This window comes from Streptomyces sp. NPDC000404, from assembly GCF_040300365.1.
In the GTDB taxonomy this organism is placed as follows: domain Bacteria; phylum Actinomycetota; class Actinomycetes; order Streptomycetales; family Streptomycetaceae; genus Streptomyces; species Streptomyces ramulosus.
Genome location: NZ_JBEPDN010000009.1, coordinates 317,457 through 343,549, shown reverse-complemented (window position 1 = coordinate 343,549; position 26,093 = coordinate 317,457). Strand labels below are relative to the sequence as shown.

Annotated in this window: 26 protein-coding genes; 6 read left to right on the top strand and 20 right to left on the bottom strand. The window is 73.0% G+C overall.

From position 1 onward, the window contains the following. Window positions 1–26: 26 nt before the first annotated feature. Complete coding sequence (locus tag ABT345_RS19930) at window positions 27–1,004, bottom strand: hydrogen peroxide-inducible genes activator (protein WP_345092324.1); 978 nt, start codon at window positions 1,002–1,004, stop codon at window positions 27–29. Between the two features lie 284 nt (window positions 1,005–1,288). Between ABT345_RS19930 and ABT345_RS19925 the strand changes: the two genes are divergently transcribed. After that, a complete protein-coding gene (locus tag ABT345_RS19925; protein WP_030287969.1) occupies window positions 1,289–1,843 on the top strand; it encodes a peroxiredoxin in 555 nt (184 codons plus the stop codon). An 11-nt stretch (window positions 1,844–1,854) separates the two neighbouring features. Next, window positions 1,855–2,388 (top strand): alkyl hydroperoxide reductase, encoded by a 534-nt coding sequence (locus ABT345_RS19920; RefSeq protein WP_030287967.1) that lies wholly within the window; start codon window positions 1,855–1,857, stop codon window positions 2,386–2,388. Between the two features lie 75 nt (window positions 2,389–2,463). Here the strand turns inward: ABT345_RS19920 and ABT345_RS19915 are convergent, their stop codons facing one another. The 4 genes from ABT345_RS19915 to ABT345_RS19900 all read right to left on the bottom strand — a co-directional run bounded on the left by ABT345_RS19915 (window position 2,464) and on the right by ABT345_RS19900 (window position 7,801). Then, on the bottom strand, window positions 2,464–4,008 hold the full coding sequence (locus ABT345_RS19915; protein WP_345092330.1) for an AI-2E family transporter: 1,545 nt from the start codon (window positions 4,006–4,008) through the stop codon (window positions 2,464–2,466). A gap of 138 nt (window positions 4,009–4,146) precedes the next feature. After that, a complete protein-coding gene (locus ABT345_RS19910; RefSeq protein WP_417833791.1) occupies window positions 4,147–4,842 on the bottom strand; it encodes an aggregation-promoting factor C-terminal-like domain-containing protein in 696 nt (231 codons plus the stop codon). Between the two features lie 408 nt (window positions 4,843–5,250). After that, window positions 5,251–6,588: an RNA 5'-3' helicase PhoH2 gene (gene phoH2 / locus ABT345_RS19905; protein ID WP_030287957.1), complete on the bottom strand. Its 1,338-nt coding sequence runs from the start codon at window positions 6,586–6,588 to the stop codon at window positions 5,251–5,253. A gap of 433 nt (window positions 6,589–7,021) precedes the next feature. Next, window positions 7,022–7,801, bottom strand: coding sequence for an isoprenyl transferase (locus ABT345_RS19900; RefSeq protein ID WP_345092338.1), 780 nt, complete (start codon window positions 7,799–7,801; stop codon window positions 7,022–7,024). A gap of 142 nt (window positions 7,802–7,943) precedes the next feature. Between ABT345_RS19900 and mgrA the strand changes: the two genes are divergently transcribed. Continuing rightward, the gene (gene mgrA / locus ABT345_RS19895) at window positions 7,944–8,981 is read left to right on the top strand and encodes an L-glyceraldehyde 3-phosphate reductase (protein ID WP_345092341.1); all 1,038 of its coding nucleotides are present in this window, start codon (window positions 7,944–7,946) and stop codon (window positions 8,979–8,981) included. A 359-nt stretch (window positions 8,982–9,340) separates the two neighbouring features. On the opposite strand, the gene ABT345_RS19890 is transcribed toward mgrA, so the two are convergent. Next, window positions 9,341–10,072 carry a prepilin peptidase gene (locus ABT345_RS19890; RefSeq protein ID WP_345092344.1) on the bottom strand — a complete coding sequence of 244 codons (732 nt, stop codon included), beginning with the start codon at window positions 10,070–10,072 and terminating at the stop codon, window positions 9,341–9,343. Between the two features lie 270 nt (window positions 10,073–10,342). Between ABT345_RS19890 and ABT345_RS19885 the strand changes: the two genes are divergently transcribed. After that, the gene (locus tag ABT345_RS19885; protein ID WP_345092347.1) at window positions 10,343–10,705 is read left to right on the top strand and encodes a DUF192 domain-containing protein; all 363 of its coding nucleotides are present in this window, start codon (window positions 10,343–10,345) and stop codon (window positions 10,703–10,705) included. Window positions 10,706–10,808: 103 nt separating this feature from the next. Here ABT345_RS19885 and ABT345_RS19880 read toward each other — a convergent pair whose 3' ends face one another. The 12 genes from ABT345_RS19880 to ABT345_RS19830 form a co-directional block, all read right to left on the bottom strand. Continuing rightward, complete coding sequence (locus tag ABT345_RS19880) at window positions 10,809–11,477, bottom strand: OmpA family protein (protein WP_345092350.1); 669 nt, start codon at window positions 11,475–11,477, stop codon at window positions 10,809–10,811. 8 nt (window positions 11,478–11,485) lie between these two features. Then, window positions 11,486–12,067 (bottom strand): hypothetical protein, encoded by a 582-nt coding sequence (locus tag ABT345_RS19875; RefSeq protein WP_345092353.1) that lies wholly within the window; start codon window positions 12,065–12,067, stop codon window positions 11,486–11,488. 67 nt (window positions 12,068–12,134) lie between these two features. Beyond that, window positions 12,135–12,860 (bottom strand): pilus assembly protein TadG-related protein, encoded by a 726-nt coding sequence (locus ABT345_RS19870; RefSeq protein ID WP_345092356.1) that lies wholly within the window; start codon window positions 12,858–12,860, stop codon window positions 12,135–12,137. A gap of 41 nt (window positions 12,861–12,901) precedes the next feature. Beyond that, window positions 12,902–13,069: a membrane protein gene (locus tag ABT345_RS19865; RefSeq protein WP_030287944.1), complete on the bottom strand. Its 168-nt coding sequence runs from the start codon at window positions 13,067–13,069 to the stop codon at window positions 12,902–12,904. Between the two features lie 476 nt (window positions 13,070–13,545). Next, window positions 13,546–14,439: a DUF5936 domain-containing protein gene (locus ABT345_RS19860; RefSeq protein ID WP_345092362.1), complete on the bottom strand. Its 894-nt coding sequence runs from the start codon at window positions 14,437–14,439 to the stop codon at window positions 13,546–13,548. Window positions 14,440–14,452: 13 nt separating this feature from the next. Continuing rightward, window positions 14,453–15,400 (bottom strand): type II secretion system F family protein, encoded by a 948-nt coding sequence (locus ABT345_RS19855; RefSeq protein WP_345092365.1) that lies wholly within the window; start codon window positions 15,398–15,400, stop codon window positions 14,453–14,455. Next, entirely contained in the window at window positions 15,397–16,734 is a 1,338-nt protein-coding gene (locus tag ABT345_RS19850; protein WP_345092368.1) for a TadA family conjugal transfer-associated ATPase, read from the bottom strand. The genes ABT345_RS19855 and ABT345_RS19850 overlap by 4 nt, the downstream gene beginning before the upstream one ends. Beyond that, window positions 16,731–17,330 carry a TadE family protein gene (locus ABT345_RS19845; RefSeq protein ID WP_345092371.1) on the bottom strand — a complete coding sequence of 200 codons (600 nt, stop codon included), beginning with the start codon at window positions 17,328–17,330 and terminating at the stop codon, window positions 16,731–16,733. The genes ABT345_RS19850 and ABT345_RS19845 overlap by 4 nt, the downstream gene beginning before the upstream one ends. Then, window positions 17,327–17,653, bottom strand: a complete 327-nt coding sequence (locus tag ABT345_RS33265) for a pilus assembly protein (RefSeq protein WP_386460756.1) — start codon at window positions 17,651–17,653, stop codon at window positions 17,327–17,329. The genes ABT345_RS19845 and ABT345_RS33265 overlap by 4 nt, the downstream gene beginning before the upstream one ends. A gap of 256 nt (window positions 17,654–17,909) precedes the next feature. Then, entirely contained in the window at window positions 17,910–19,262 is a 1,353-nt protein-coding gene (locus tag ABT345_RS19840) for a CpaE/TadZ family protein (protein WP_425584435.1), read from the bottom strand. A 13-nt stretch (window positions 19,263–19,275) separates the two neighbouring features. Then, window positions 19,276–19,992 (bottom strand): Flp pilus assembly protein CpaB, encoded by a 717-nt coding sequence (cpaB, locus tag ABT345_RS19835; RefSeq protein ID WP_345092374.1) that lies wholly within the window; start codon window positions 19,990–19,992, stop codon window positions 19,276–19,278. Next, a complete protein-coding gene (locus ABT345_RS19830) occupies window positions 19,989–21,455 on the bottom strand; it encodes a hypothetical protein (RefSeq protein ID WP_351322917.1) in 1,467 nt (488 codons plus the stop codon). The genes cpaB and ABT345_RS19830 overlap by 4 nt, the downstream gene beginning before the upstream one ends. A gap of 345 nt (window positions 21,456–21,800) precedes the next feature. Here ABT345_RS19830 and ABT345_RS19825 point away from each other — a divergent pair, with 345 nt between their 5' ends. Then, the gene (locus ABT345_RS19825) at window positions 21,801–22,847 is read left to right on the top strand and encodes a chitinase (RefSeq protein WP_345089790.1); all 1,047 of its coding nucleotides are present in this window, start codon (window positions 21,801–21,803) and stop codon (window positions 22,845–22,847) included. A gap of 108 nt (window positions 22,848–22,955) precedes the next feature. Here ABT345_RS19825 and ABT345_RS19820 read toward each other — a convergent pair whose 3' ends face one another. Then, a complete protein-coding gene (locus tag ABT345_RS19820; protein ID WP_345089794.1) occupies window positions 22,956–23,873 on the bottom strand; it encodes a S1 family peptidase in 918 nt (305 codons plus the stop codon). A gap of 246 nt (window positions 23,874–24,119) precedes the next feature. Here ABT345_RS19820 and ABT345_RS19815 point away from each other — a divergent pair, with 246 nt between their 5' ends. Further along, window positions 24,120–24,341: a superinfection immunity protein gene (locus ABT345_RS19815; protein WP_345089797.1), complete on the top strand. Its 222-nt coding sequence runs from the start codon at window positions 24,120–24,122 to the stop codon at window positions 24,339–24,341. A gap of 90 nt (window positions 24,342–24,431) precedes the next feature. Here the strand turns inward: ABT345_RS19815 and ABT345_RS19810 are convergent, their stop codons facing one another. Continuing rightward, complete coding sequence (locus tag ABT345_RS19810) at window positions 24,432–25,913, bottom strand: GntP family permease (protein WP_345089800.1); 1,482 nt, start codon at window positions 25,911–25,913, stop codon at window positions 24,432–24,434. Window positions 25,914–26,093: the final 180 nt, after the last annotated feature.

Sequence of the window (26,093 nt, the reverse complement as noted above, 5' to 3'; positions counted from 1 at the left end):
GACGCGCCAGACCCGGCCCGCCCCCGCTACGGCGCCGGAGCCTCCGCCCCCGTCTCCACCATCCGCACCGGCAGCCCCCGCAGCGCCACCCGCAGCGCCGCCGCGAACTCCTCGAACTCGCGCTGGCGCGCCGCGCCGCTGCGCATCGCCAGCGCGATCCGCCGGGCGGGCGCCGGATCGGCGAAGTACCCGGTGGTCAGCTCGTCGTTACGGGCGGTCTCCACGCGCAGCGCGGTGCGCGGCAGCAGCGTCACGCCCAGCCCGCCGGCCACCAGCTGCACCAGCGTCGACAGGCCCGCCGCGCTGGTCGTGACCGGCGCCCCCACCTCCCGCCCGACCTCCCGGCAGATGTCGAGGGCCTGGTCGCGCAGGCAGTGCCCCTCGTCGAGCAGCAGCAGATCCAGCTCCTTGAGCGCCTCGCGGGGAATGTCACCGCGCCCGCCCAGCCAGTGATCCTTCGGCGCGACCAGGACGAAGTCCTCGTCGAACAGCGGCAGTTCGGTGATCTGCGGCACGCCGAGCGGCACCGCGAGCAGCAGCAGGTCGAGCCGCCCGTGCCCGAGCCCGTCCAGCAGCGAGGCGGTCTGCTCCTCGTGGACCTGGAGATCGAGGTCGGGGTAGGTGTCGTGGACCAGCCGCAGGACCGTCGGCAGCAGATACGGCGCGACGGTGGGGATCACCCCGAGCCGCAGCGTCCCGGTGAACGGCGCGCGGGCCGCCTCCGCCTCCTCCAGCAGCTCCCCGACGGCCGCGAGCACCGCCCGCGCCCGCGCCGCGACGCGCTCCCCGGCGGTGGAGAGCAGCACCTTTCGGGTGGTCCGCTCCAGCAGCTGCACGCCGAGCGTCTCCTCCAGCGCCGACACCGCCCCGGACAGCGCGGGCTGGCTCATCCCGATCTCGGCCGCCGCCTCCCGGAAGTGCAGATGCTCGGCGACCGCGACGAACGCCCGCAGCTGCGCCAGGCTCGGCTGCCGCGCCCGTCCCCCGCCCGCCGGCGACGCCACTGATAACCACCTCCGATCAACACATTCCAGTCTACGGAGCCCCCGCCCGGACCCGCCGGGCACGACCTCCCCCCGACACGCCCCACCCTCGTGAACCGATTTTCGGCACCCCGACACCGCTCACCGGGGCACGAGACACCACCCGAACAGCACTGATAACCCCACCCAATCAACATCAACAACTCTGGCTATTTCCCTGATCAATGCTCCGTATGGCACTGTGCTATCCGTCCAACCCTCAAGGAACGTCCCAAATGGGACTTCCGGTGTTGCAAGGAGAGCGCGTGCTCACTGTCGGTGACAAGTTCCCCGAGTTCGACCTGACCGCCTGCGTTTCGCTCGAGTCCGGCAAGGAGTTCGAGCAGATCAACCACAAGACCTACGAAGGCAAGTGGAAGATCGTCTTCGCGTGGCCGAAGGACTTCACCTTCGTGTGCCCCACCGAGATCGCCGCCTTCGGCAAGCTGAACGACGAGTTCGCCGACCGTGACGCCCAGATCCTCGGCTTCTCCGGCGACTCCGAGTTCGTGCACCACGCCTGGCGCAAGGACCACCCGGACCTGACCGACCTGCCCTTCCCGATGCTGGCCGACTCGAAGCACGAGCTCATGCGTGACCTCGGCATCGAGGGCGAGGACGGCTTCGCGCAGCGCGCCGTCTTCATCGTCGACCAGAACAACGAGATCCAGTTCACGATGGTGACCGCCGGTTCCGTGGGCCGTAACCCCAAGGAGGTCCTGCGGGTCCTCGACGCCCTGCAGACCGACGAGCTGTGCCCCTGCAACTGGTCCAAGGGCGACGAGACCCTCGACCCGGTCGCGCTGCTCTCGGGCGAGTGAGCTGATCCCTCATGGCTCTCGATGAACTGAAGTCCGCAGTCCCGGACTTCGCCAAGGACCTGAAGCTGAACCTCGGCTCGGTCATCGGCAACAGCGACCTCCCGCAGCAGCAGCTGTGGGGCACCGTCCTGGCCTGCGCGATCGCCTCGCGCTCGCCGAAGGTGCTCCGCGAGCTGGAGCCGGAGGCCAAGGCCAACCTCTCCCCCGAGGCGTACCAGGCCGCCAAGTCCGCCGCCGCCATCATGGCGATGAACAACGTGTTCTACCGGACCCGGCACCTGCTGTCGGACCCGGAGTACGGCACGATGCGCGCCGGTCTGCGGATGAACGTCATCGGCAACCCGGGCGTGGACAAGGTCGACTTCGAGCTGTGGTCGCTGGCCGTCTCGGCCATCAACGGCTGCGGTATGTGCCTCGACTCGCACGAGCAGGTGCTCCGCAAGGCCGGTGTGGACCGCGAGACGATCCAGGAGGCCGTCAAGATCGCCGCCGTCCTCCAGGCCGTCGGCGCCACCCTCGACGCCGAGGCCGCCCTGGCGGAGTAATCCGCCCGCGCACACCGCGAAAGCCCCGTGAACCGACCGGTTCACGGGGCTTTCGCACGTCTGCGGAGCGGCCGGTCACTCCCCCGGCGGCCGTCGCACCGGCGTCGGCGCCACCCCGATCGCCGTGGCCCCGCGCGGCTGCGGCGCCATCCGTACCGCCTGTTCCAGGGAGTACGAACGGAGGTAGCCGACGACGGTGTTGGTGACCGCGACCAGCGGAACGGCGACCACCGCACCGCCGATCCCGGCGATCAGACCGCCCGCCGCCACCGAGAGGATCACCGCGAGCGGATGGACCCGGACCGCCCGGCCCAGGATGAACGGCTGCAGGATGTGGCCCTCGATCTGCTGGACCGCCAGCACCACCGCGAGCACCATCAGCGCGGTGAACATGCCCTGGGTGACGAGCGCGACGACACAGGCCAGCGCGCCCGAGACGACCGCGCCGATCAGCGGGATGAAGGCGAACAGGAAGATGAAGACCGCGAGCGGCACGGCCAGCGGCACCTTGAGGAAGTACAGCCCGATGCCGATGAAGAACGCGTCGATCATCGCGACCAGCACCGTGCCGCGCACATAAGCGGTCAGCGTCCGCCAGGCACGCGGCCCGGCGCCCGCCACGCCCTCCCGGGCGGCGAACGGCACCAGCTTCAGCACCCACTCCCAGATCCGCCGGCCGTCGTAGAGCAGGAAGAGCGTGGTGAACATCGCCAGCAGGATGCCGGTGAACACCTCCAGGACGACGGTGACGCCCTCCAGACCGGCGGAGGTGATCGCCTCGGTGTTGGCTCCGACCGCGTCCTGAAGGTTCTTGGCGATGTTGTTGATCTGGCCCTCGGTCACATGGAACGGGCTCTTGAGCAGCCAGCCCTTCAGCTCGGTGATGCCCTCCTGGATCCGGTCGGAGACCGAGTCGATGTTGGCCTGCACCTGCCAGACGACGAACCAGCCGACCAGCCCCATGATCACGAAGCCGCCGATGAACGCCAGCGCGGTGGCGAAGCCGCGCGGCAGCCCCCGGCGCCGCAGCCAGGCCACCGTCGGCTGCAGCAGCGCGGTGATCAGCAGCGCCGCGACGAAGGCCAGGACGACCAGCTCGATCGTGGTGATGACCTGGGCCAGCACCCAGAGCGTCCCGGCGAGCACCAGCAGCCGCCACCCCGCCTCGGCCGCGACCCGCACCCCCCACGGCACCGCGGACGCCGGATCGGGCCGCGCGGCGACGGCCGGTGCGTAGGCGGGCGGTGCGGGCACGGAGGCAGCCGCCCGGCCCGCCTCCACGTCGGGCGACGACACGGTGCTCCCGGACGCCGCCACCGCCGGCGCCACCGGCTCCGGCCCGGCGGCCGCGGCGGGCCCGGCGGCCGCCTCCGCCACGGGCTCCGCGGACTCCTTCCCCGCGGCAGGACCTTCGGGCTCCGGACCCGCGGCCCCGGAGGGGGCCCTGCCGTCCGGGGGCCGGGGACTCCCGTCACGCCGCAGCGCCTCCGCGTCCTCGGCCGCCACGGCGCTCTCGGCCGCCGCAGCGGCTTCCGCCCGGCGGCGCTGTTCCTCCAGCCGCTGCGCGAGCCGCGTCAGACCGGCGCCGAGGCCACCGACCCATTGAGGCAATCTGGACATGTCGTTCCTCTTCCCCTCCCGCCCCCCACACCTGACGGGACGACGTTACCTGTGCGGGACGCACGAAACCCCCGACGCTGACGCGGTCGGGGGTTTCGGGTGTACGTGCGGTACTGCCGGGGGCCGGCGAGGTACGGCCTAGTACCAGCTGTTGGCCTGCCAGAAGCTCCAGGCGCCACAGGGGCTGCCGTACCGGCTGTTCATGTAGTTCAGGCCCCACTTGATCTGGGTGGCCGGGTTGGTCTGCCAGTCGGCGCCCGCGGAGGCCATCTTGGAGCCGGGGAGCGCCTGGACGAGACCGTACGCGCCGGAGGAGGCGTTGGTGGCCTGGTAGTTCCAGGTGGACTCGTGGTTCACGATGTTGCTGAAGCACTGGAACTGATCGGCCGGGACCATCTGTCGCGCGATGGCCTGCGTCTCAGCAACCGTGTAGGAACCCTTGGCGACGAAGTCGCTGGCGTCACGGGTCGCGGAACGCGACACCTCCAGCTTCTTCTTGCGCTCCTCGGCGTCGGCCTTGGCCTTCGCCTCGTCCGCGGCGTCCTTCTTCTCCTGCGCGGTCTGCGCGGCGGCCTTGCGTGCCGACTCCTGCGCGGACTTGAGGGCTGCCGCATCGGCCTGGGTGGACTGGTCGTCCGCCTGCTGCGTCAGGGAAGCCGTCTGCACCTGGGCCTGCTGGCCCGCGGGGAGGTCGGCGATCGTCGCATCGGCTGCCGCGGCCTGGGTGTTGTCCAGACCGGGCTGGTTGCCTGCAGCGACGCCGACAACGGCGCCGACGGTGGTGACCGCGGTGGCGGAGGCCACGGCGAATCCCCGGACCGAAATCCGGCTCACACGTTTTCCTTCCAGCATCGCCCGCATAGGTGACCTCGCGGACGCAATCGTGCCCCTGGCGCTGGCTTCCCTTGTTCCGCCCCCTGTTGAGCGGCGGGGGTGGCTGGTCACGGGAGGCACGGGCCCGGTACGTCCCCCTCGGGGTCCGCGTGGTGCTCGGGCGGCATACGGCGGTTCGCTATGAAGTTCGGGTGGTGCCGCACCTCTGGGGATGCTGGTGGTGCCGTATGCGGGGCCTGACAGGACCCAGACTCTGCCCGACGGGGCCACCGGGAATCAATTCTCCACCGGGTGTGAAAGCTCACACCCGGTTTGCCCCCTGAGAATCCCGGATATTCCCGCGCATCAGAACGCCGCCCGGCTAAGCTCCTTGGCTTCTCCGGACGGCGTCCCGTCGTACACACCGGGTCAGATGCTCCCGTCCTCCAGCATTTCGGTCACCAGCGCGGCGATCGGCGAGCGCTCCGAGCGGGTCAGCGTGACGTGGGCGAAGAGCGGGTGCCCCTTCAGCTTCTCCACCACGGCGACCACTCCGTCGTGCCGTCCGACCCGCAGGTTGTCCCGCTGCGCGACGTCATGCGTGAGCACCACCCGGGAGTTGGCGCCGATCCGGGAGAGCACCGTCAGCAGGACGTTCCGCTCCAGGGACTGGGCCTCGTCGACGATGACGAACGCGTCGTGCAGCGACCGGCCGCGGATGTGGGTGAGCGGCAGCACCTCCAGCATGCCGCGCTCCACGACCTCCTCGATGACCTCCTTGCTCGTCACCGCGGAGAGCGTGTCGAAGACCGCCTGCGCCCAGGGGCTCATCTTCTCGGACTCGCTGCCCGGCAGATAGCCCAGCTCCTGCCCGCCCACCGCGTACAGCGGCCGGAAGACCATCACCTTGCGGTGCTGACGGCGCTCCAGCACCGCCTCCAGCCCGGCGCAGAGCGCCAGCGCCGACTTGCCCGTGCCGGCCCGGCCGCCCATGGAGACGATGCCGACCTCCTGGTCGAGCAGGAGGTCCAGGGCGATGCGCTGTTCGGCGCTGCGGCCGTGGATGCCGAACGCCTCGCGGTCGCCGCGCACCAGCCGCACCGCGCCGTCCTCGGTGACCCGGCCCAGCGCCTTGCCGCGCTCCGACTGGAGGACGAGCCCGGTGTGGACGGGCAGCCCGTCGGCCTCCGGGACGTGCGCGACCTCGTCGGCGAAGAGTGCGTCGACCTGCTCGGCGGTGACGGCGACCTCGCTCATGCCCGTCCAGCCGGAGTCGGTGACGGCGAGTTCGGCGCGGTACTCCTCGGCGAGCAGCCCGACGGACGACGCCTTGATCCGCATCGGCAGGTCCTTCGAGACGACCGTGACGTCGTACCCCTCGGCCTGGAGGTTGCGGGCGACGGCGAGGATCCGTGCGTCGTTGTCGCCGACGCGGCTGTGGCCGTTCCAGAACGCGGCGGGCAGGATCCCCGGGTCGGAGTGGTTGAGTTCGACTCTGAGGGTGCCGCCCAGATCGCCGATGGGCAGGGGCGCGTCCAGCCGCCCGAACCGCACGCGGTACTCGTCCAGCAGGCGCAGCGCCTGCCGCGCGAAATACCCCAGCTCTGGATGGTGCCTCTTGGCCTCCAGCTCCGTGACCACCACGACCGGCAGGACGACCTCGTGCTCGTCGAAGCGGGACATGGCGCCTGGATCGGCCAGCAGGACGCTGGTGTCGAGGACGTAGGTGTGCCGGCCGCTCTCACGGCGCTTGTTGCTGTTCACCACGGGTGGACGAACCCCCTCGGATGAGGTCGGGGTGCGACGGCGTCGCGGGGGACAGGACCGGGTTCTGGCCGCGCTGCGCGGGCCGAACACCGGCCCTCCGCGTCGTCCGTGCGGGTCGCACGGGCCTCCGTGATGCGCAAAGGGCCTCCCGGGCGGACGGCCCCATGCCGTCCGCTGAGATACGGCGCCCGTGTCTGATTCCGGACGCCGACCTGCCAGGAACCTTCCCGCGTTGGGCTCCGCCCATGCCCGGCGCGCGGGCGCACAGGCGGTGAACCTTGGGTGACGCGCGCCGCGTACGAGCGCGCCCCGGTCACCACCTGGGGTGACCGGGGCGCGGGAGAATCCGGGGCCGGCGGCGTTCCGGGCCGTCCGCTGCGGGGACGTACCCGGTCATACGGGATGAGGCGGGCCGGAAGCGGAATGCGGCGAGCTAGAAGCCGTAACGCCGGTTGCGGGCCGCGAAGTCGCGGAGCGCGCGCAGGAAGTCGACCTTCCGGAAGGCCGGCCAGAAGACTTCGCAGAAGTAGTACTCGGAGTGCGCCGACTGCCAGAGCATGAATCCGGACAGCCGCTGCTCGCCGCTGGTGCGGATCACCAGGTCCGGATCGGGCTGGCCGCTGGTGTAGAGGTGCTTGGAGATGAGGTCGATGTCGACGGTCTCGGCCAGCTCCTCGAAGGAGGTGCCGCGGTCGGCGTGTTCCAGGAGGAGCGAGCGGACCGCGTCGGCGATCTCCTGGCGCCCGCCGTACCCGACGGCGACGTTCACCAGGATGCCGGTGTTGTCGACGGTGTCCTCCTCCGCCTGCTTGAGGACGATCTGGGTGTCCGACGGCAGCAGATCGCGGTTGCCGACGTGGTGGACGCGCCAGCGGCCGTCGGCGGCGAGATCGCGCACGGTGTTCTCGATGATGCCGAGCAGCGGCGTCAGCTCGGCCTCGGGCCGGTCGAGGTTGTCGGTCGACAGCAGCCAGAGCGTGACCACCTCGACATCGGTCTCGGCGCACCAGCCCAGCATTTCGCCGATCTTGGCGGCGCCGGCCTGGTGGCCCTGCTCGGGCGTCCGGCCGTCGGCCCGCGCCCAGCGGCGGTTGCCGTCGAGGATGACGCCGATGTGCTTGGGCGCCTGGCTGTGGTCCAGCCGGCCCTCGACCCGCCGTGCATACAGCCGGTAGACCAGATTCCGCAGTGCCTGCGGATACGGGATACGCATCCCCGAAGATCGCAGCATGAGTGTGGACCAGCCCCTCCGTGCCCATTGGCGGTCGCCCCGTCGCCTAAGGCCATAACTTTACGTCTCGGGCGTGTCGATGGCCGCATCAGGTGTCTGTGAGGACCGTGATAGGGAGTTGACCATGACTGATTCTTCTCCGTACCGCGCCGCGGATTCGCGCTACGACTCCATGGAGTACCGGCGCACCGGGCGCAGCGGCCTGAAACTTCCGGCCATCTCCCTGGGACTCTGGCACAACTTCGGTGACGACCGCACCTTGGCCTCGCAGCGCGCGATCCTGCGCCGTGCCTTCGACCTGGGCGTGACCCACTTCGACCTGGCCAACAACTACGGTCCGCCGCCCGGATCCGCCGAGCTGAACTTCGGGAAGATCTTCGCCCAGGACTTCCGGCACCACCGCGACGAGATCATTCTCTCGACCAAAGCGGGATATCGGATGCATCCCGGCCCGTACGGCGAATGGGGTTCGCGGAAATATCTCCTCTCCTCGCTCGATGCCTCACTGAAGCGGATGGGCGTCGATTACGTCGATATTTTCTACTCGCACCGCTTCGACCCGGAAACCCCGCTGGAGGAGACGATGGGCGCCCTCGCGTCCGCCGTCCGCCAGGGGAAGGCGCTCTACGCCGGAATCTCCTCGTACAGCTCCGAGCAGACCCGGGAGGCGGCGCGGATCCTGCGCGGGCTGGGCGTTCCGGCGCTGATCCACCAGCCGTCGTACTCGATGATCAACCGCTGGACCGAGGACGACGGGCTGCTGGACACCCTGGAGAGCGAGGGCATGGGCTGCATCTCGTTCGCGCCGCTCGCGCAGGGGCTGCTCACCGACAAGTACCTGCACGGCGTCCCGGAGGGCTCGCGCGCCTCGCTGGGCAAGTCGCTCGACCCCGGGCTGCTCTCCGAGGACGTGGTGCGGCGGCTGCGGGGGCTCAACGAGATCGCCGCCCGCCGGGGTCAGTCGCTGGCGCAGCTGGCGCTGGGCTGGGTGCTGCGGGATCCGCGGATGACGTCGGCGCTGATCGGGGCGAGCAGCGTGGCGCAGCTGGAGGCGAACATCGCGGCGCTGGGCGCTCCGGAGCTGACGGAGACGGAGCTGTCGGAGATCGACGAGTTCGCGCAGACCACCGACGGGGTGAACATCTGGGCCCGCCGGAGCTGAGTGCGGCCGGGTGGGCGGGGTCCGGGGTTCCGGGCGTCCGGGCCGGTCCGGTCCCTTGGCCGGGAGACCGTGTGCGCCCCCGTGTGCCGTGTGAGCCCGCCGTGCGCCGGGAGCGGCGCGACGCACCGGGGCACAGCCGTGAGAAAGCCCCGGCGACCTGCAAGAAGTCCGCAACGAAAAGCGGGCCGGTCCGTGGGGGGGATACGGACCGGCCCGAGGGGGGGCTTCCACCATAACCCCATGAGCCCTGTGGTGTGCGCAACATCGGAGAACCCGGTGTGCCCCGGTCGCGCGCCGGGGCGCACCGCCGCCGCCGGGACGGCTTCCCGAGCCGGGCGGACCCTGCGCGGACGCCCTCGTCAGGCGGCAGCGGCGGCCGCCGGGAGCAGCCCGCAGAGTGCCCCGGCGATCAGGTACGGGCCGAGCGGCATGGGCTCCTGCCGCCGCCCGGCGAGCAGCAGCCAGCAGCCTCGCAGCGCGCCGAGCACGATGCCCGCGGCGGCGCCGGTGAGCAGGGTGTGCCAGCCGTACCAGCCCAGGGCGGTGCCGAGGCCGACCGCCAGCTTGGCGTCGCCGAGGCCGATACCGCTCGGGTTGGCGACGAAGAGCAGCAGGTAGCAGCCGCCGAGCAGCAGCCCGCCGAGGACCGCGCGGCGCCAGGAACCGGCCGCGCCGCCGAGCAGGGCGGCGGCGCCCAGCCCGGCGGCGGCGAGCACGGCGAGCGCCGCCGTCAGGGCGTCCGGCAGGCGGCGCACCCGTAGGTCGACGGCGGCGAGGAGAACCGCGACCGGCGCCATCAGCAGCCATGCGGCGAGTTCCGGGCGGGGCCCGGTGGCGGCGGCGAGCGCCGCGCAGACCAGCGCGGTGACGGCGGCGGTGACGCCCGCCCCCGGCCCGTACGCGGCGTCGCACGGCCGGCAGCGGGAGGTGCCCAGCCAGCCCCGGGCCGGGCCGGTGAGGGGGTGGCCCCCGGGGCAGTCGGTACGCCGGTCACGGTCCGGTTCGACGCTCAGCCGGTGGACGGGCCGGGGCAGCAGCACTCCGGCGGCGGCACCGTAGACGGCGGCGATGAGGATCAGCGTCGGGGACACCCGATGACGATAGAGCGCGCGGAGCGGGCGGGGGACGGGTCCGGGCACGGAGACCGGGCGGGACCGGCGGGCGGGGTGAGGTGCGAGGCCGGGCCTGCGGGGCGGGACGGTGCGGGCCGGGCCGGGCCCGCGGGGTGACGCGGGCCTGGCCGGTGCGACGGCGCCGACCAGGCCGGTGGGCCGTTGGGACGGTGCGAGGCGCGCGATCACGACCGTGCGGGCCCCGGCCGCCCGTGCCGTCCCGGGCGGCCGGCTGGTAGAACGGCGGCCATGGCGCGTTGGCGGGACGGTACGGGGACGGTGTACGGGGCGGATCTGCCGGTAGCGGTGGAGATCGCCGCGTCCTACCGGGCCCGCAGGCGGGGGCTGCTGGGCCGGGACGGCGTGGCGGGCGCACTGCTGCTGACGCCGGCGAGCGGGGTGCACACCTTCGGGATGCGGTTCGCGATCGATGTCGCCTACCTCGACCGCACGTTGCGGGTGCTCGCGGTGCGCACCATGCCGCCGGGCCGGCTGGGGATGCCGCGGCCGCGCGCCCGGCACGTCCTGGAGGCGTCGGCCGGGGCGATGGCCGGGTGGGGACTGCGCGAAGGCGTCCAACTGACGGTCCGTACGGGGGAAGCGGACTCGTAGGGCCGAGGCGGGGAGGTGACGGGCGCCGCGGCGGGGCACCCGTCAGGCCTCGCGGCTTTCCGGGAGGCTTCCTGAGAGTTCGGCCCTCCCGGAGCTCCGCCCCTCACCCCTCCCGCGGGAAGCTGACCTCCACCCGGCGGTTCTTCTTGCGGCCCTCCTCCGTGGAGTTGTCCGCGATCGGGTACTGCTCGCCGTAGCCGCGGATCTCGAAGGTGATGCCGGAGCCGAGGTCCTTGGCGAGGCGACGCTGGACGGCGCCGGCGCGCTGGCGGGAGAGGGTCAGGCCGTGGGAGGCGGCGCCGAGGTTGTCGGTGAAGCCGAAGACCCGCAGCTTCTTGGCGTGTTGCGCGGTGACCTCGTCGGCGATGGCGGCGATCCGGGAGCGCGCGTCGTCGTTCAGGTCGGCGCTGTCCTTGCCGAACAGCACCTCCGCCTGGAGCGCGAACGTCACGTTGTCGTTGGTGTCCTGACGGCGTTCGGCGCCGTCGTCGGTCTCCACGACGGACTTGATGTTGAGGACCTTCGCCGGGGCCAGCGTGGCGCCCTGCACCATCCGCAGATCGGGGTCGCGGCCGTCGATGGCGACCGGCGGGGTGGTGTCCTCGGTCAGGCCGGGCGGGGTGTCGGCGTGGGCGGCGGGGGCGGCGAGCCCGGTGGCGAGCAGCAGGGCGGCGGCGAGGACGGCGCGCCCGGTGCGGGCGGCGCGCGGCGGATGGGTGCCGGCGGGCCGGGTGCCGGTCGGATGGGGGCGGGGCGGGTGCGTCGCGGGCATGGTCGCGGTCACTCCGTGATCCGTACGTCGGCGGGCGGCATCGTCGGGAGCTGGAAGTCGACCTCGGTGACCTTGGCGGGCGGGGCGGGGAACTGCGCGAAGACCGGGCGGCTCTCACCGGGCCGCAGCCCGCTCAGGCCCGTGGTGCACAGGCATTCGCCATCGGTGTCGCGGAGCACGAGGTAGCGCTTCTTGCCCGCCTTGTCGACGAGGGTGGCGCCGGAGAGGGAGGAGCGGGAGCGGAGTTCGGATTCGTTGGAGCGCCAGTCGATGGCGTTGAAGACGCGGGTGCCGTGGTTGGCGACGGTGCCGTTGACGGTGACGAAGCCACCGGAGTCGCGGACGACGGAGTGCAGGGTGACGGTGACGCCCTCCGGGCCCTTCATCTCTCCGATGACCTTGTCGACGTCGGCGGCGGGGGCGGTGGGCTCGGCGGTTGCGGAACCGGTGTTGCGGGCCGGGGCCCGGTCGTCCGTCCGGCCTCCCCCGGCGTCACCGCCTCCGCAGCCGGCGACGAACAGCGCCAGGCCGACCGCGACGGCCGTGGCGACCGCTCCTCGGGCGGCTTTCGTCGTGCGCCGCATGCTCATGGGTGCCAGTCCTTCGGTCGTCAGCGGTTCGGTGGGCGGTCGGCCGTGCCCGGGACCGGCGGCGCGGTCATCGGGCGAGCCGGACGGCGAACAGGTCGGTGGCCCCGGGCAGTCCGCGGCCGTCGTGCAGGTCGCCGGGGACCAGGTGCCATGCCTTTCCGTCGCAGACGAGCCCGGGGAGGGGGGCGTCGTCCGTGCCGTCGGGGTCGTGCTTCCCCTTTCCCTTGCCGGCGTCGCCGGTGCCGTGTCCGGGGGTGGAGGAGGGTACTCCCCCGCCGGGGGTGTGCGGTCCGGTCGCCGGGGGCGTGTCGCCGGATGCGTCCGCGTGGCAGCGGGGTTCGACGACGGCGGTGGCGCCGGCCTCGGCGTGGGCGGACTCCGTACCGGGCACGACGGAGTGGCCGACGGCGGCGCGGGAGCGGACCCGGACGGCGAAGGAGGTGGGCCAGGAGTCGGGGGTGCAGTCGGTGAGGTCCGCGCCGTTGCGGCCGGCGAACCAGCCGGCGCTGTCGCAGGCGGTGCGGGAGTCGGCGCCGCGGCCCTCCAGCAGATCGCGCCAGTCGGCGCCGGAGCGCAGCGCGTCGAGGAGGCTCTCCGTCAGCCGGTCGCGGTACTTCTGGCCGGCGGCGAGGGCGGCGGCGTCGGCGGCGGTCTGGGCGCCGCCGCGGCTCGCCGCCGCCTGGCCGACGGCGAAGAAGGCGAGGGCGAGGAAGAGCAGCCCGGCGACCGCCACGATGTAGACCGGGAACGCCTGGCCGGCGTCGCGCGGCGGGCGGGCGGCGGGGGCGGTCATGGCGGGGGCGCCGGGCGGGGCGGGTGCGGGGGCGCGGCCCGCTAGATGCCGACGACTTCGGAGATCTTGTCGGCGATGGCGTTCGCGATCTGACTGCCGAAATCCGTGGTGGACAGCACCAGGACGATCGCCACGACCACCGCGATGATGCCGAGGTACTCGATCGAGGTCTGCCCCCGGTCGTCGTTCCTCACGATCCGCTTCGCCATCGTCTTCTCCTCCATGGGCCCCCGTACCGCTCTGGTCCGGCTGGGCTGTCCCCGTGGTGTCGGCGCGTAGCTCCGCGGTCACGACACGAGAAAAGTACGCCGGGAAGGCGCTCCCGGAACAGGGAATCCCTACCCCAACCTGATTGGAGGACACGGCGAGGAGCCGGAGCGAATAGTTTCGGCCAACCGACGTCTGTGATGGAAGCGGTGCGCCTCGCACGCCGTTCACCCCCGATCTCCCTGCGGTCCCCGCGCGGGACATCTCGAACCCCGATGGCGGCTCCACTGTGACACAACTCGTTGCTGTTGCGAAGGAGTTGGCGGCAAGCCGTCGCGCGTCGCGTACGGTTTCGGTCGCGCGCCCCCTCCGGAGCGCGGCGCGCCGCCGGGCGTCCGGAGCGAGGCGGCGGGCCGGTCACCGGCGTGCGGCGCGCGGCGCGTCCGGGTGAATCCGGCGGCGGCAGGTCGGCGCTTTTTCATTTCCCCATCAGGGAGCCGAAATCGGTGCCGGAACCGAGGAAGAAACCGGCGATCAGCAGGATCATGGTCGCCGGGACCATGAAGGTGGTGACGACCATGGTGGCCTTGGGGACGGCGCGGGCGGCCCGGCGGCGGGCGCTCTGCGCATCGGTGCGCCGCATGTCGTCGGCGATCTGGATGAGCGTGTCGACGATCGGCGCGCCCAGCTCCTCGCCCTGCTGGAGGGCGGTGACGAACTGCGCTACCTGCTCGGAGTCGTTGCGTTTGCGCAGTTCCTCGAAGGCCGTCCGGCGGCTGACGCCCATGTCCATCTGGCGCAGCGTGATGCGCAGCTCGTCCGCCCAGGGGCCTTCGTAGCGGTCGGCGACGCGGTCGAGGGCCTGGCGGAAACCGAGCCCCGCGCTGACGACGACGGCGAGGACGTCGAGGAAGTCCGGCAGGGTCCGTTCGATGGTGTCCTTGCGCTGCCGGATGGCGGCGCGGATGCCGACCTCGGTCCAGAAGCAGGCGAACAGCACCATGAGGACGCCGAGCAGCGGCTGGCCGCGCAGGAACATCACCAGCGCGCCGAACAGCCCGAGCCCGCCGTAGACCGCGCGGCGGGCGGCGTAGCGGTCCACGGTCAGCCCGCCCGGGTTGCCCGCCAGGTCGATGCGGCGGCGCAGCCGGGAGACCCGGTCGGGGCCCATCAGCCGCAGCACCAGCGGCGCGTAGCGCATGCCCGTACGGTCGACGGCGGAGCCGACGGCGGTGGTGCGGCGGGCGCCGACCTCCAGGGAGAGGGCGAGGTCGGGCGGGAGTTTCGCCTCGCGGCGGTAGAGCGCGAGGCCGCCGCAGGCGCCCGCGACGGACAGCGCGGCGAGCAGCGCCAGCAGGATTCCGGTGCCCATGCGTTGCCCGTCCCTAGACGTCGATCTTGGAGAGCCGTCGGATGAGGAAGAAGCCCAGCCCGTAGAGGACGAAGGCGGCGACGACGGCGAGTTGGCCGAGGAAGGAGGAGGTCATCCGGTCGATGGCGCCGGGGGCGATGCGGTTCATCAGCAGCAGGGTGCCGATGCCGAGCAGCGGGACGACATACGCGGTGACGGTGACCTGGGAGAGCTGGGTGCGGACCTCGCGGCGGGTCTCCTTGCGCTCCTCCAGGGTGCGGGTGAGGTTGCGCAGCGAGCCGACGACGGTGCCGCCGGCGCGGTTGGCGAGGACCAGGGTGGTCACGAGGACGACGAGTTCGCGGGAGGGAAGACGTTCGGCGAGTTCGTCGAGCGCCTCCTCGACGGAGTGGCCGACGGCGAGTTTGTCGGACACCTTGGCCAGTTCCTGACCCGCCGGCGCCTCCAGCTCCTCGGCGGCCATGCCCAGCGCCGTCCGCAGCGCCAGCCCCGCCTGGGTGGCGTTGGCGAGGATGCGGGACAGCTCCGGGAGCTGGTTGATGAAGCGTTCGGTGCGCTTGCGGCGCTGCCAGTCGAGGAAGGCGAAGGCGGCCCAGACGGCGGTGAGCGCGGCGATCGGCCCGAAGAACGCGGCGAGGACGGCGTGCGCCAGCAGCCAGAGGGCGACGACCGTCCCGGCGAGGTAGGCGGTGAACTCGCCCGGGGTGACGTCGAGTCCGGTGGCGGCGAGGCGTTTCTCCAGGCGGTGGCCGTAGCGGGTGGCGCGGACCGCGCGGTCGAGGGCGGCGAAGCGGCGGCCCCGGCCGGTCACCGGCAGCCGGCGCTCGTCGGCGAGCCGGTCGACGACGGCGCGGCGCCGGTCGCGCCCGGAGGCGTAGAGCTGGAGCCCGGCGACCGCGAGGACGCAGCTGAGCAGGGCGGCGCCGACGGTGAGGAGCGCGGGGTCGAGGGCGCGCGTCATCGGGCCTCCCGGGTGGCGAGCTGGTCGTCGGTGGCGGCGACGCCGAAGGCGGGCGGCACGGATTCGCCCGCCATCCGCAGGCGTTCGGCGGTGCGGCGCGGCAGCGGGAAGTGGCGGAGGTGGCCGTGGACCTGCCGGTCGGCGGTCATCGGTTCGGTCTCGAAGCGGCAGACGGTGGCGAGGCGGTACGCCTGGTGGCCGCGGGAGTCGAGGAGGGCGACCTCGGTGATGCGGCGGGCGCCGTCGGCGCCGCGCCCGAGCTGGACGAGGCAGTCGACGGCGCTGTTGATCTGGTCGCGCAGCGCCTCGAACGGGATCTTGACGTCGGACATCGAGGCGAGGGTCTGGAGCCGCATCAGGGCGTCCTCGGCGCTGTTGGCGTGGACGGTGGCGAGCGAGCCGTCGTGGCCGGTGGACATCGCCTGGAGCATGTCGAGGGTCTCGCCGCCGCGGACCTCGCCGACGATGATGCGGTCGGGGCGCATCCGCAGGGAGTTGCGGACCAGGTCGCGGATGGTGATGCGGCCCTTGCCCTCGACGTTGGGCGGGCGGGACTCCAGGCGGATGACATGGCTCTGCTGGAGCTGGAGTTCGGCGGCGTCCTCGACGGTGATGATCCGCTCGCCGTCCGGGATGAGCCCGGAGAGCGCGTTGAGCAGGGTGGTCTTGCCGGCGCCGGTGGCTCCGGAGACGACGATGTTGAAGCGGGCGCGGACGAGGGCGGCGAGCAGCAGCAGCGTCTGCTCGTCGAGGGTGCCCATGCCGAGGAGTTCGGCGAGCGCGTAGGCGCGGGGGAAGCGGCGGATGGTGAGGACGGCGCCATTGAGGGCGAGCGGCGGGATGATGACGTTGACGCGCTCGCCGGACGGCAGCCGGGCGTCGACCATCGGGTTCGACTCGTCGACCCGGCGGTTGACGGTCGAGACGATCCGCTCGATGGTCTGCATCAGCTGTTCGTGGGAGGCGAAGCGGACGGGCACCGGCTCGACGCGGCCGTGGCGTTCGACGTAGATCCGGTCGGGGCCGTTGACCATGATCTCGGTGATGGAGGCGTCCTCCAGGAGCGGTTCGAGGACGCCGAGGCCGAGCGCCTCGTCGACGACGCGGCGGATCAGCAGATCGCGTTCGGCGGTGGAGAGGACCGGGCCCTCGCGGCTGATGATGTGGCCGAGGACGCGCTCCAGCCGGGAGCGGCGTTCGGCGGCGGTCAGCGCGGACATCTCCGCGAGGTCGATCTCCTGGAGGAGCTTGGCGCGGTAGACGGGGACCAGCCGCCCGTCGGAGCGGGCCTCGCCCTCCGGTTCCGGGGCGGCGATCCGGCCTTTGAGGCTCATGGCGCGAGGACTCCTTCGGGGGCTGCGCCCGGTGCGTGCGCGGCCGCGGGGCGGGGCATCGTCGCGCTGCGGCTGACGGTGCCGAGGGAGACACCGGGAATGAGGGAGGGCAGGGTGACGGTCGTGGTGGCGCGGACCGCGTCGCCCGCGCCGCCGACGCCGATCCGGGCGCGCTCGGCGACCCAGCCGGTCATCGCGGCGCGCCCGGCGGCGGCCGGGTCGCGCTGCCGGTCCGGCGGGTCGAGCGAGGCGGTCCGGGCCGCGGCGCGGGCGCCCGTACCGGCCTGCTGCACGGCGAACGCGGCGATGCCCAGCTGGACGACGGCGAGCGCCACGATCAGCAGCAGCGGGAGGAAGCCGAGGAATTCGATGGAGGCCTGACCGCGGTCGCGGGCGGGTCCGCGGAGGCGGGCGGAGAGGCGGCGGACGCGGACGGACGGCCGTGCGTCCAGGGCCCGGGCGGTGTCGGAGGCGCGGGCGGACGGCCGTGCGCCCCGGGCGCGGGCGGCGCCGGGCACGCCGGATCCCGGATCGGTGCGCCGGGCCCGGCGGCCCGGGCCCGTACGGTGCGTTCCGCGGCGCGTGGTGCGGCTCATCGCCCCTCCTCGTCGACGGCTCCGGCGGTGCCGCTGACCGTCCAGGGGAAGGCGGCCGCGCCCGGGAAGAGGACCGGGACCTTGAGGCGTACGGTCGCCTGCCACAGTCCGGCGTCGGCGGCGCAGGTGGTGGAGGCGGCGGAGCGCCAGGAGTCCGGGAGGTCGCCGGTGGCGGCGGTGCGGCAGGCGCCGGGGCCGCCGCCGCGGAGCGCGACGGCGGCGCGCGCGCCCTGGTCGGCGGCGTGCGCGGCGAGCGAGAAGGTGTAGCCGACCAGCACGAACTGCCACAGCAGCACGAGGACCAGCAAGATCAGCGGGAGCATGCCGACGAACTCGACCGTGACCTGGCCGCGGTCCCCGGCGTGGCGGAGCCGGCGGGCCGCGCGGGCGTCACGGCAGAGCGCGGCCGGGCGCGCCGTACCGCCCGGTGCGCGCCGGACCGGGCCGCGCCGGACGGGACGCGCCGCGCCCCTCGGGCCGCACGCCCGCCCCGGGCCGCCCGCGCCGCCCCGGTCGCACCGGGCCGCACGCGCCGCGCTCCCCGCCCAACGGGCCCGCCCCGGCCGCCGCCCCACCCGCTCAGCCTTCCTCGTACGGGGCGGCCGGGCCCGCCGGAGCCGCGGGGGCGGCCGGGCCGGGCGCGGTCTGCGGCGCGGCGGGCCCGGCGGTGAGGGCCTTGCGGCGGCGGCCGGTCAGGGACGGGCGGGTGCGGTGGCCGGACTTGAGGCGGGGGACGCCCGAGGAGGCGGCCACCAGGCCCAGTTCCCCGGCGAGCGCCCACAGGGCCGCGCGGACCGTGGAGCGGGTGTCGAGGTCCTGCATCCGGCCGGAGTCGACGCAGGGCTGCAGCTCCTTGAAGGCCGCGGGCACGGTGGTGGCGGCGACGGCGGTGCCGGTGGCCTTGGCGATCAGCGGGGGCTGGATCTCGGTGTGCCGGGTGAGGCGGTTGACGACGGTGAGGGTGGACTCGGCCTTGCGGATCCGCAGCCGGTCCCAGAGCCGGACCTGGCGTTTCGCGGCGCGTACCGCGACCACGTCCGGGGTGGTGACCAGCAGGGCGGTGTCGGCGAGTTCGACGGCGGCGGCGTTGGCGGACTGCATCTGGGAGCCGCAGTCGGCGATGACGACGTCGTAGCGGGCGCGCAGCGCGGTGACGATCTGCCGGGCCGCGCGGTCGTCGACCTCCTCACCGCGTTCGCCCTCCTCGGGGGCGAGCAGCAGGGCGAGGCCGGTGGGGTGGTCGTGTATGGCGTCGGCCAGCACCCGGGCGGAGAGGTCGGCGATCCCGGCGAGGTCGACGACCGAGCGGCGGAACTGGACGTCCAGATAGGAGGCGATGTCGCCGGACTGGAGGTCGAGGTCGACGAGGGCGACCCGGCGGCCCGCCTGGCGGGCGGCGAGGGCGAGTTGGACGGCGGTGACGGTGGTGCCGGTGCCGCCCTTGGCGCCGGTGACGGTGAGCAGCGTCCCGGCCGGTCCGGGCAGAGCCTCCCGGCCGCCGCCGAGGTGGACGCGGACACCGGCGGCCCACTGGGCGGCGGCGCGCACCCGGGCGGCGAGTTCGTCCTGGCCGAGCGGCAGCCCGGCGACGCCGCGGGCGCCCGCGTCCATCGCGGCGGAGTACAGCGCGGGCCCCGCGTCGGCGGTGAGCAGCACGACGCCGACCGCGGGGAAGCGGAGCGCCACCTCGCGGATCAGGTCGAGGGCGGGCAGCGGTCCGATGCGTTCGTGGACGAGGACGACCTCGGGCAGCGCCTCGACGGCGGCTGGCCCGGCGATCTCCGGCGGCGCGGCCTTGGCCAGCGCGTCGAGGAGCGCCGCGGAGTCGGCGACCGGCGGCGCCGTGGCCGCGTCCGGCACCCCGGCGAGCAGGGCGGTCAGGGCGCGGGCGGCGTCGGCGTCGCCGACGGCCGGCAGGATGCGGATGGTCACCGGTGCCTCCGGGTCACTTGTCGCCGTCCAGGGTGTAGGTGCGCTCGCCCGGCGGGATGGCGCGGTCGGAGCCGGGGGCGAGCAGGGCGAGGCGTACGTGGGAGGCGAAGGACTCGGCGTAGGCGACGCGTTGGGCGTCCTTGGTGTCGAGCGAGAAGGTGATCGGGACGGCCTCGCCCTCGCGGCGGGCGCCGGTGGCGTCGCCGGGGTCCTGGGCGGCGAGCGGCGTCAGCTTGCCGACGTCGATGACCTGGGCACCGGCCACGATGACCTTGGAGACCGGCTTGTCCTCGGCGCGCTTGCCCTCGAAGGTCGCGTAGATGTTGACCCGGGCGCCCGGGGTGATCTTCCCGGCCACGCCGGTGGCCGCGTCGATCATGATGGCGATCTCCTGGCGGCCGGGCTGGAGCGCGGGCCGCGCGACGATCATGTCGTCCTGGAGCAGCGAGCCCTTGTGGAGGGGGGTGACCGCTATTTTCCCGCTGAGGGCGTCGAGGTTGGTGACGGCGGTCGGCGGCAGCCAGCGCTCGGGCATCGCGACCTTCTCGAACTGCCCGGCGTCCAGCGGGGTGTAGGCCGCCACATCGGACTTCAGCCGGTACGCGGTCCGCTCCGGGCCGACCTTCGACTCGACGTTGCGGACGACGGAGAGCACCCCGGCGAAGGCGCCGGCCGCGCACAGGACCGACAGCAGGAGCAGGATCAGGCCGCGGCGCTGACGTGCGTTCATGGGTGGGGGACCTCGATCGGGGCGGGACGGGGCTGCTGCGGACGGGGAACGCCCCCGGGCACACCGGGCGGCGCCACCGGGGAGAGTCCGAGGGCGTACGGGGGCCCGGCCGGCGGCGGGCCGGCGGGCGGCTGCCCGGCGAACGGGCCGCCGGGGAACGGTCCCGGCAGCGGCGGGCCGCCCGGGTGCGCACCCGGGTACGGCGGGCCGGCGGGCGGCGCGTCCGGGGGCAGGGAGGCGGGGGCCGCGGGCAGGCCCGGTGTGCCGGGGGTGCCCGGCTCGGGGCAGCGGCCCGGCGGCCCGCCGGCGCCCGGCGTTCCGGGGGCCGGCGTTCCGGGGGCCGGCGTTCCGGGGGCCGGCGTTCCGGGGGCCGGCGTTCCGGGGGCCGGCGGGACGCCGGACGGCCGGGCCGCGGGCGGCGCCTCCCCGGGCGGCACGGCGGCGGGCGGCGGCGCCGCGGGCAGCGGTCCGGGCGCCGCACCGGGCAGCGGCGCGGGCGCCACGGCGGGCGGAACCGGCGCCCCGGCCGCCGGGCCGGCGTCCGCGGCGGGCGTCGCCCCGCTCCCCGGTGGCAGGGCGCCGCGCGCCCCCGTGGGGCCGCCGGTCACCGCGCGTCCACCTGCGGCAACGTGCTCCCCGCCACGGCCTTGTGTACCGCAGAACGCGCAGCGGTCGCCGAGGAGTTCGAGGCCGCACCAGGCGCAGTCCTCGCGGCGCACCGAGGAGACCAGGCGGTGCAGCAGCGCCGGGTCGGGGATGGCGGCGGCGAACTCGACGAGCTTGCGGGTGCCCCACCAGCGGGCGGACTCGGCGGGCAGCGGCGCCTCCTGGGAGCCGCGCACCTGCCAGGCGGGGGCGAGGACGGAGCCGACCCAGTCGCCGCCGAAGTGTCCCCGGGCGACCACCAGTTCCGTGGCGTACGAGGGGGCGGGCAGGGCGGCGTCGGTGCTGTGGCGCTCCACCCGGACCAGGTGCGGCGCGGGCGCGGCGAGGACCGCGAACTGCACGCCGGGCAGCCAGGACGCCATGTGGGCGCGGAGGTCGACCTCGACGCGGTCCAGTCCGCCGACGGTGGCGAGCAGCGCCCCGGCGTGGATGTAGTGCGCCAGCAGCCGGGCGGCGCAGGCGAGGACGCCGGGGCTGAGCGCCGAGCGGGAGAGTTCGCGCAGCTGGCGGGCGAGGACGGCGAGGCCCAGGGGCGGCAGGTCCACCTTGACCAGGGCGATCCGGTCGCTCTCCAGCAGAGCGCGCAGGGTGTGCAGCCGCCGTACGTGCTCTTGCGGGCAGGCGTCGGAGTAGAGGACGACGAGATGGCCGTGGTGTTCGAGGACCGCGGCGGTCTGCGTCAGCGCCTCGTCGAGCGGCTGGAGGTGCGGGGCGGGAAGCACCACCGCCGCGGGGGTGGTGCGGTCGGCGGCGGGCAGCGCGAGATCGGTGCCGGTGACGGCGATCGCGGTCGGCACGCGCTCCCTCCCAACTCCCTCCGGCCTCCGTCCCCGGGGCCGCTGTCTGCACTGCTCTTCACACTGCTCTTCGCACTGCTTGCGCACTCGGCGCGTTACGTCCAGCACTTTATCCGCGAGATACGTCCGGGAGAACACGTTCCGGGTCACTGACCCCGTGTCTGCGGCCCCTGCGCAAGGGCCACTTCACCCGTCGGCCATCGTCACGCGCGCCACCCGCACGGGGCAACGGGTGGTGTCGGAAACCTTGACAGGAGCATTGGTCTGGACCACGTTGTACGGCAGCACAGGGGCCCCTGAGCGCGCATCCGCACACCCCCAACTCCCCCACAGCCGGAGGCAGTCGTGGTTGGCGCACGAAACAGGAAGACAGGTTCGGGTACGACGAGGAAGGCGCTGCCGGCCGCGGTCGCCGTGGTCGCGTTGTTGACGGGCGGTCTGCTGTCCGCGGGCACCGCGCAGGCGGCGCCGGAGAGCCGTCCGCAATCCGCTCCGGCGGCGGGCGCGTCCGCCGTCGCCAAGCATGCGGTGACGGGTTATTGGCAGAACTTCAACAACGGCGCCACCGTCCAGAAGCTGAAAGACGTCGACGACGCGTACGACATCATCGCGGTCGCCTTCGCCGACGCGACGGGCAAGCCGGGCGAGATCACCTTCAACCTCGATCCGGCGATCGGCTACGGCTCCGCGGACGACTTCAAGGCCGACATCAAGGCGAAGCAGTCGGCGGGCAAGTCGGTGATCCTCTCCGTCGGCGGCGAGAAGGGCGCGGTCTCGGTCAGCGACTCCGCCTCCGCGGACGCCTTCGCCGCCTCGCTGAACAAGCTGATGGACGAGTACGGCTTCAACGGCGTCGACATCGACCTGGAGAACGGCCTGAACTCCACCTATATGACGCAGGCGCTCAAGGCGGTGCACGCCAAGCACCCCGATGTGGTGGTGACGATGGCGCCGCAGACCATCGACATGCAGTCGCCGCAGAACGAGTACTTCAAGACGGCGCTGGGCATCAAGGACTTCCTGACCGTCGTCAACATGCAGTACTACAACAGCGGTTCGATGCTCGGCTGTGACGGCAAGGTCTACTCCCAGGGCACCGTGGACTTCCTGACCGGGCTCGCCTGCATCCAGCTGGAGAACGGTCTGGACCCGTCGCAGGTCGGCCTCGGCGTCCCGGCGTCGTCCAGCGCGGCGGGCGGCGGCTACGCCGCGCCCGACGTGGTCAACGACGCGCTGGACTGCCTGACGAAGGGCAGCGGCTGCGGCACGTTCAAGCCGTCGAAGACGTACCCGGGGCTGCGCGGTGCGATGACCTGGTCGACCAACTGGGACGCGGCGAACGGCAACGCCTTCGCCTCGCAGGTCGGCAAGCACGTCCACGAGCTGCCGTAACCACCCGGCGCGGGCCCGGAGGTGGCGGGCCCGCCGAGCGCCACCCCCCTACGGGCCGGGCCCCGCGTAGCGTGCGCGCGGGGCCCGGTCTCTTCGTATGACGCGGTATCAGCGGCGGACGCCGGACGGCTTGGGCAGCTCGCAGCCGGAGGCGTTCAGGTCGAGCTTGTTGCCGGCGGTGAAGCACTTCGGGATGCCGTAGGTCTCCTGGCCGTACGGGGTGCCCTTGTGGACGGTGACCTGGCCGTTCTCGTCCACCTCACAGGGGTTGTTGAGCGTGCACTTCTCGCCGCTCTCGTTGACGGTGTTGTTGATCGCGGTGACCTTGCCGGTCGCGTCGTCGATCACCGGGGAGCCGGAGGTGCCGCCGATGGTCTTGCAGTCGGTGGTGTAGCGGACCGAGTCCTTCCAGGTCCAGTCGCCCTCCTTGAGCTGGGGGACGAAGCCGTCGATGGCGCAGGAGTAGGTCTGCTTCCAGTAGCCCGACACCACGGTGATCTTGTGGCCGTCGGTGGGGTGCGCGGTGTCCAGCTCCAGCGGCTTGATGCCGTACTTCTGCTGGATGTCGGCGTAGGTGGAGCCGGTCTCGTAGAGGGTGACGTCGGTGTCGGTCATCGTGGCGTAGACGACCTTGGTCGCCTTGACGGTGCCGAGGTCGCCGGCGTCGGCGCCGAGGACGGTGAAGCTGCGGGTGGAGGGCTGGTCGATGATGACCTCACCGGCGCCGGGCATCCCGGACTCCAGGCAGTGACCGTTGGTCATGACCAGCGCCGGGTCGGTGTCCTTGGAGGTGGGCAGCTTGACGATGGAGCCGGAGCAGTTGCTGAGCGCCACCGTGCCGGCGAAGTTCACCGCCTTGGGGCGGGCGCCGTGCCCCGCCGGGGCGGATATCGGCGTGGTCGCACGGAACGTGGTGGGGGCGTCCGTGCCGGACTGCGGGGCGGCACCGGCCGGTCCGGCGGTGCCCACCAGGGCGGCGGCGCCCAGCACGACGGTGGCGAGGGTGCCGACGAGAGGTCGGTTCATTGTGGGGTCCTCTCACGCTGCGTACCGCAGGGCGAACAGCCCTTCGGTTTGTCGTGCGCATTGTTGGCGGGCGCGGGCCCCAGGGCAATGAAACGGCCCGAATCGAGGGGAAGTTGGCGCAGCGTGCCACCTTGCGGAGCCCGGAGTGGTGGGGTTGTCCGGGTTGTTCCGGGGGACGGGGGACGCGGACCGGGACCGGGAACGCCCTCTGCCATGCCGCCGGAAGAACCGGGATAGCCTGAGCCGATGTTCGGCAGCATCGGTATTTACGAAGCGATCGTCCTCGCACTCGTCATCGCGGTCGTGTATTTCGTGCCGTCGGTGATCGCGTTCCGCCGCGGGCTCCCCAACCGGGTGTTCATCTTGGCGATCAATCTCCTCTTCGGCTCCACCCTCATCGGCTGGGCCGTCGCCCTCTATCTCGCGACCCGCCCCGTACCGGAGGGCGGTCGGGTGCAGGCCGCGTGACGGGGCGGCGGCGCGGCGGGCGCGGCCGGACACGGCGAAGCGGCGGTACGCGCCCCCGCACGGGACACGCACCGCCGCCCGGCCAGCCCGTTACACGACCAGGCTGACCAGCGCCGCGACCGCGAACCCGGCCACCGAGAGGACGGATTCGAGGACCGTCCAGGACTTCAGCGTGTCGCGCTCGGAGATGCCGAAGTACTTCGCGACCATCCAGAAGCCGCCGTCGTTGACGTGCGAGGCGAAGATCGAACCGGCCGAGATCGCCATGATGATCAGCGCCAGATGCGGCTGCGAGAGACCCTGGCCCTGGACCAGCGGCAGGACGATGCCGGCGGTGGTGACGATGGCGACGGTCGCCGACCCCTGGGCGACGCGCAGCACCAGCGACAGCAGCCAGGCCAGCACGATGACCGGCAGGCCCACGCCGTGGAAGGTGTCGGAGAGCGCGGTGGCCACGCCGCTGCCCTGGAGGACCGCGCCGAAGACGCCGCCGGCGCCGACCACCAGCAGGATGTTGCCGATCGGCTTGAGCGAGGCGGTGGAGACCCGCTCCAGCGACTTGCGCGACCAGCCGCGGCGGATGCCGAGCAGGTAGTACGCGGTGAACAGCGCGAGGGTCAGCGCGACGAACGGGTTGCCGAAGAACTCGATGACCGAGCGGAACGTGCTGGGGTCCAGCGCGATGGACGAGAACGTCGACAGCAGGATCAGCACGAGCGGTATCGCGATGATCGTCAGCACGGCCCCCAGGGAGACCGGCTTCTCCTGCGGGGTGACCCCGGCGGCGCGCTGTTCGGCGAGGACCGCGGCCTTCGCCTCGTCGGCCGCCTCGGCCATGTCCTGCGGCAGTTCGACGAAGATCCGCTTACCGATCCAGGCGGCCCAGGCCCAGGTGGCGAGGACGGCGGGGATGCCGCAGATCAGGCCCATCAGGATGACCCAGCCGAGGTCCACGTGGAAGAGGCCGGCGGCGGCGACCGGGCCGGGGTGCGGCGGCAGGAAGGCGTGGGTCATCGACAGCGAGCCGAGCAGCGGCAGGCAGTAGAGCAGCATCGACTTGCCGCCGCGCCTCGCTGCCGCGTAGACGATCGGGGCGAGGACGAAGATGCCGATGTCGAAGAAGACCGGGATGCCGAAGAGGAGGCCGGTCAGGCCCATGGCGAGCGGGGCGCGCTTCTCGCCGAAGAGATTGAGCAGGCGGGTGCTGAGCACTTCACCGCCGCCGGAGACCTCCAGGATCGAGCCGAGCATGGTGCCCAGGCCGATGATGATCGCGATATGGCCGAGGGTGCCGCCCATGCCGCTCTCGATCATGGACTTCACGTCGGACTTCTGGACCGTGCCGAAGAGTTCGGTGACCGAGAGTCCCGCGCCCAGGCCGACCGCGATGGAGACGGTGAGCAGCGCCACGAACGGCTGGAGCCGGAACTTGATGATCAGCACGAGCAGCAGGGCGATGCCGAGGACGGCGACGGTCAGCAGCCCCGGGGTGCCCGGAATCAGGGCGAGCAGTCCGCCGGTGTGCGGCGGGGGCGGTGGCGGGGCGGGGGCCGTGGCGGCGGCGAGGAACATCGTGTGACTCCGTTGTCGGCGGGGGCCCGGAGGACCGGGTGGCTCCCCTGGAATGCGTCTCGGGGCAGGGCGGACCGCGGCACGGCGCCCCGGCGGTCCGGGGCGCCGCACCGTGCGGCGGGTGGTGCGGGTGAAGGTGCTTTAAGGGCAAGGCGGGTGCTCGGTGGGGGGTATTGGTGC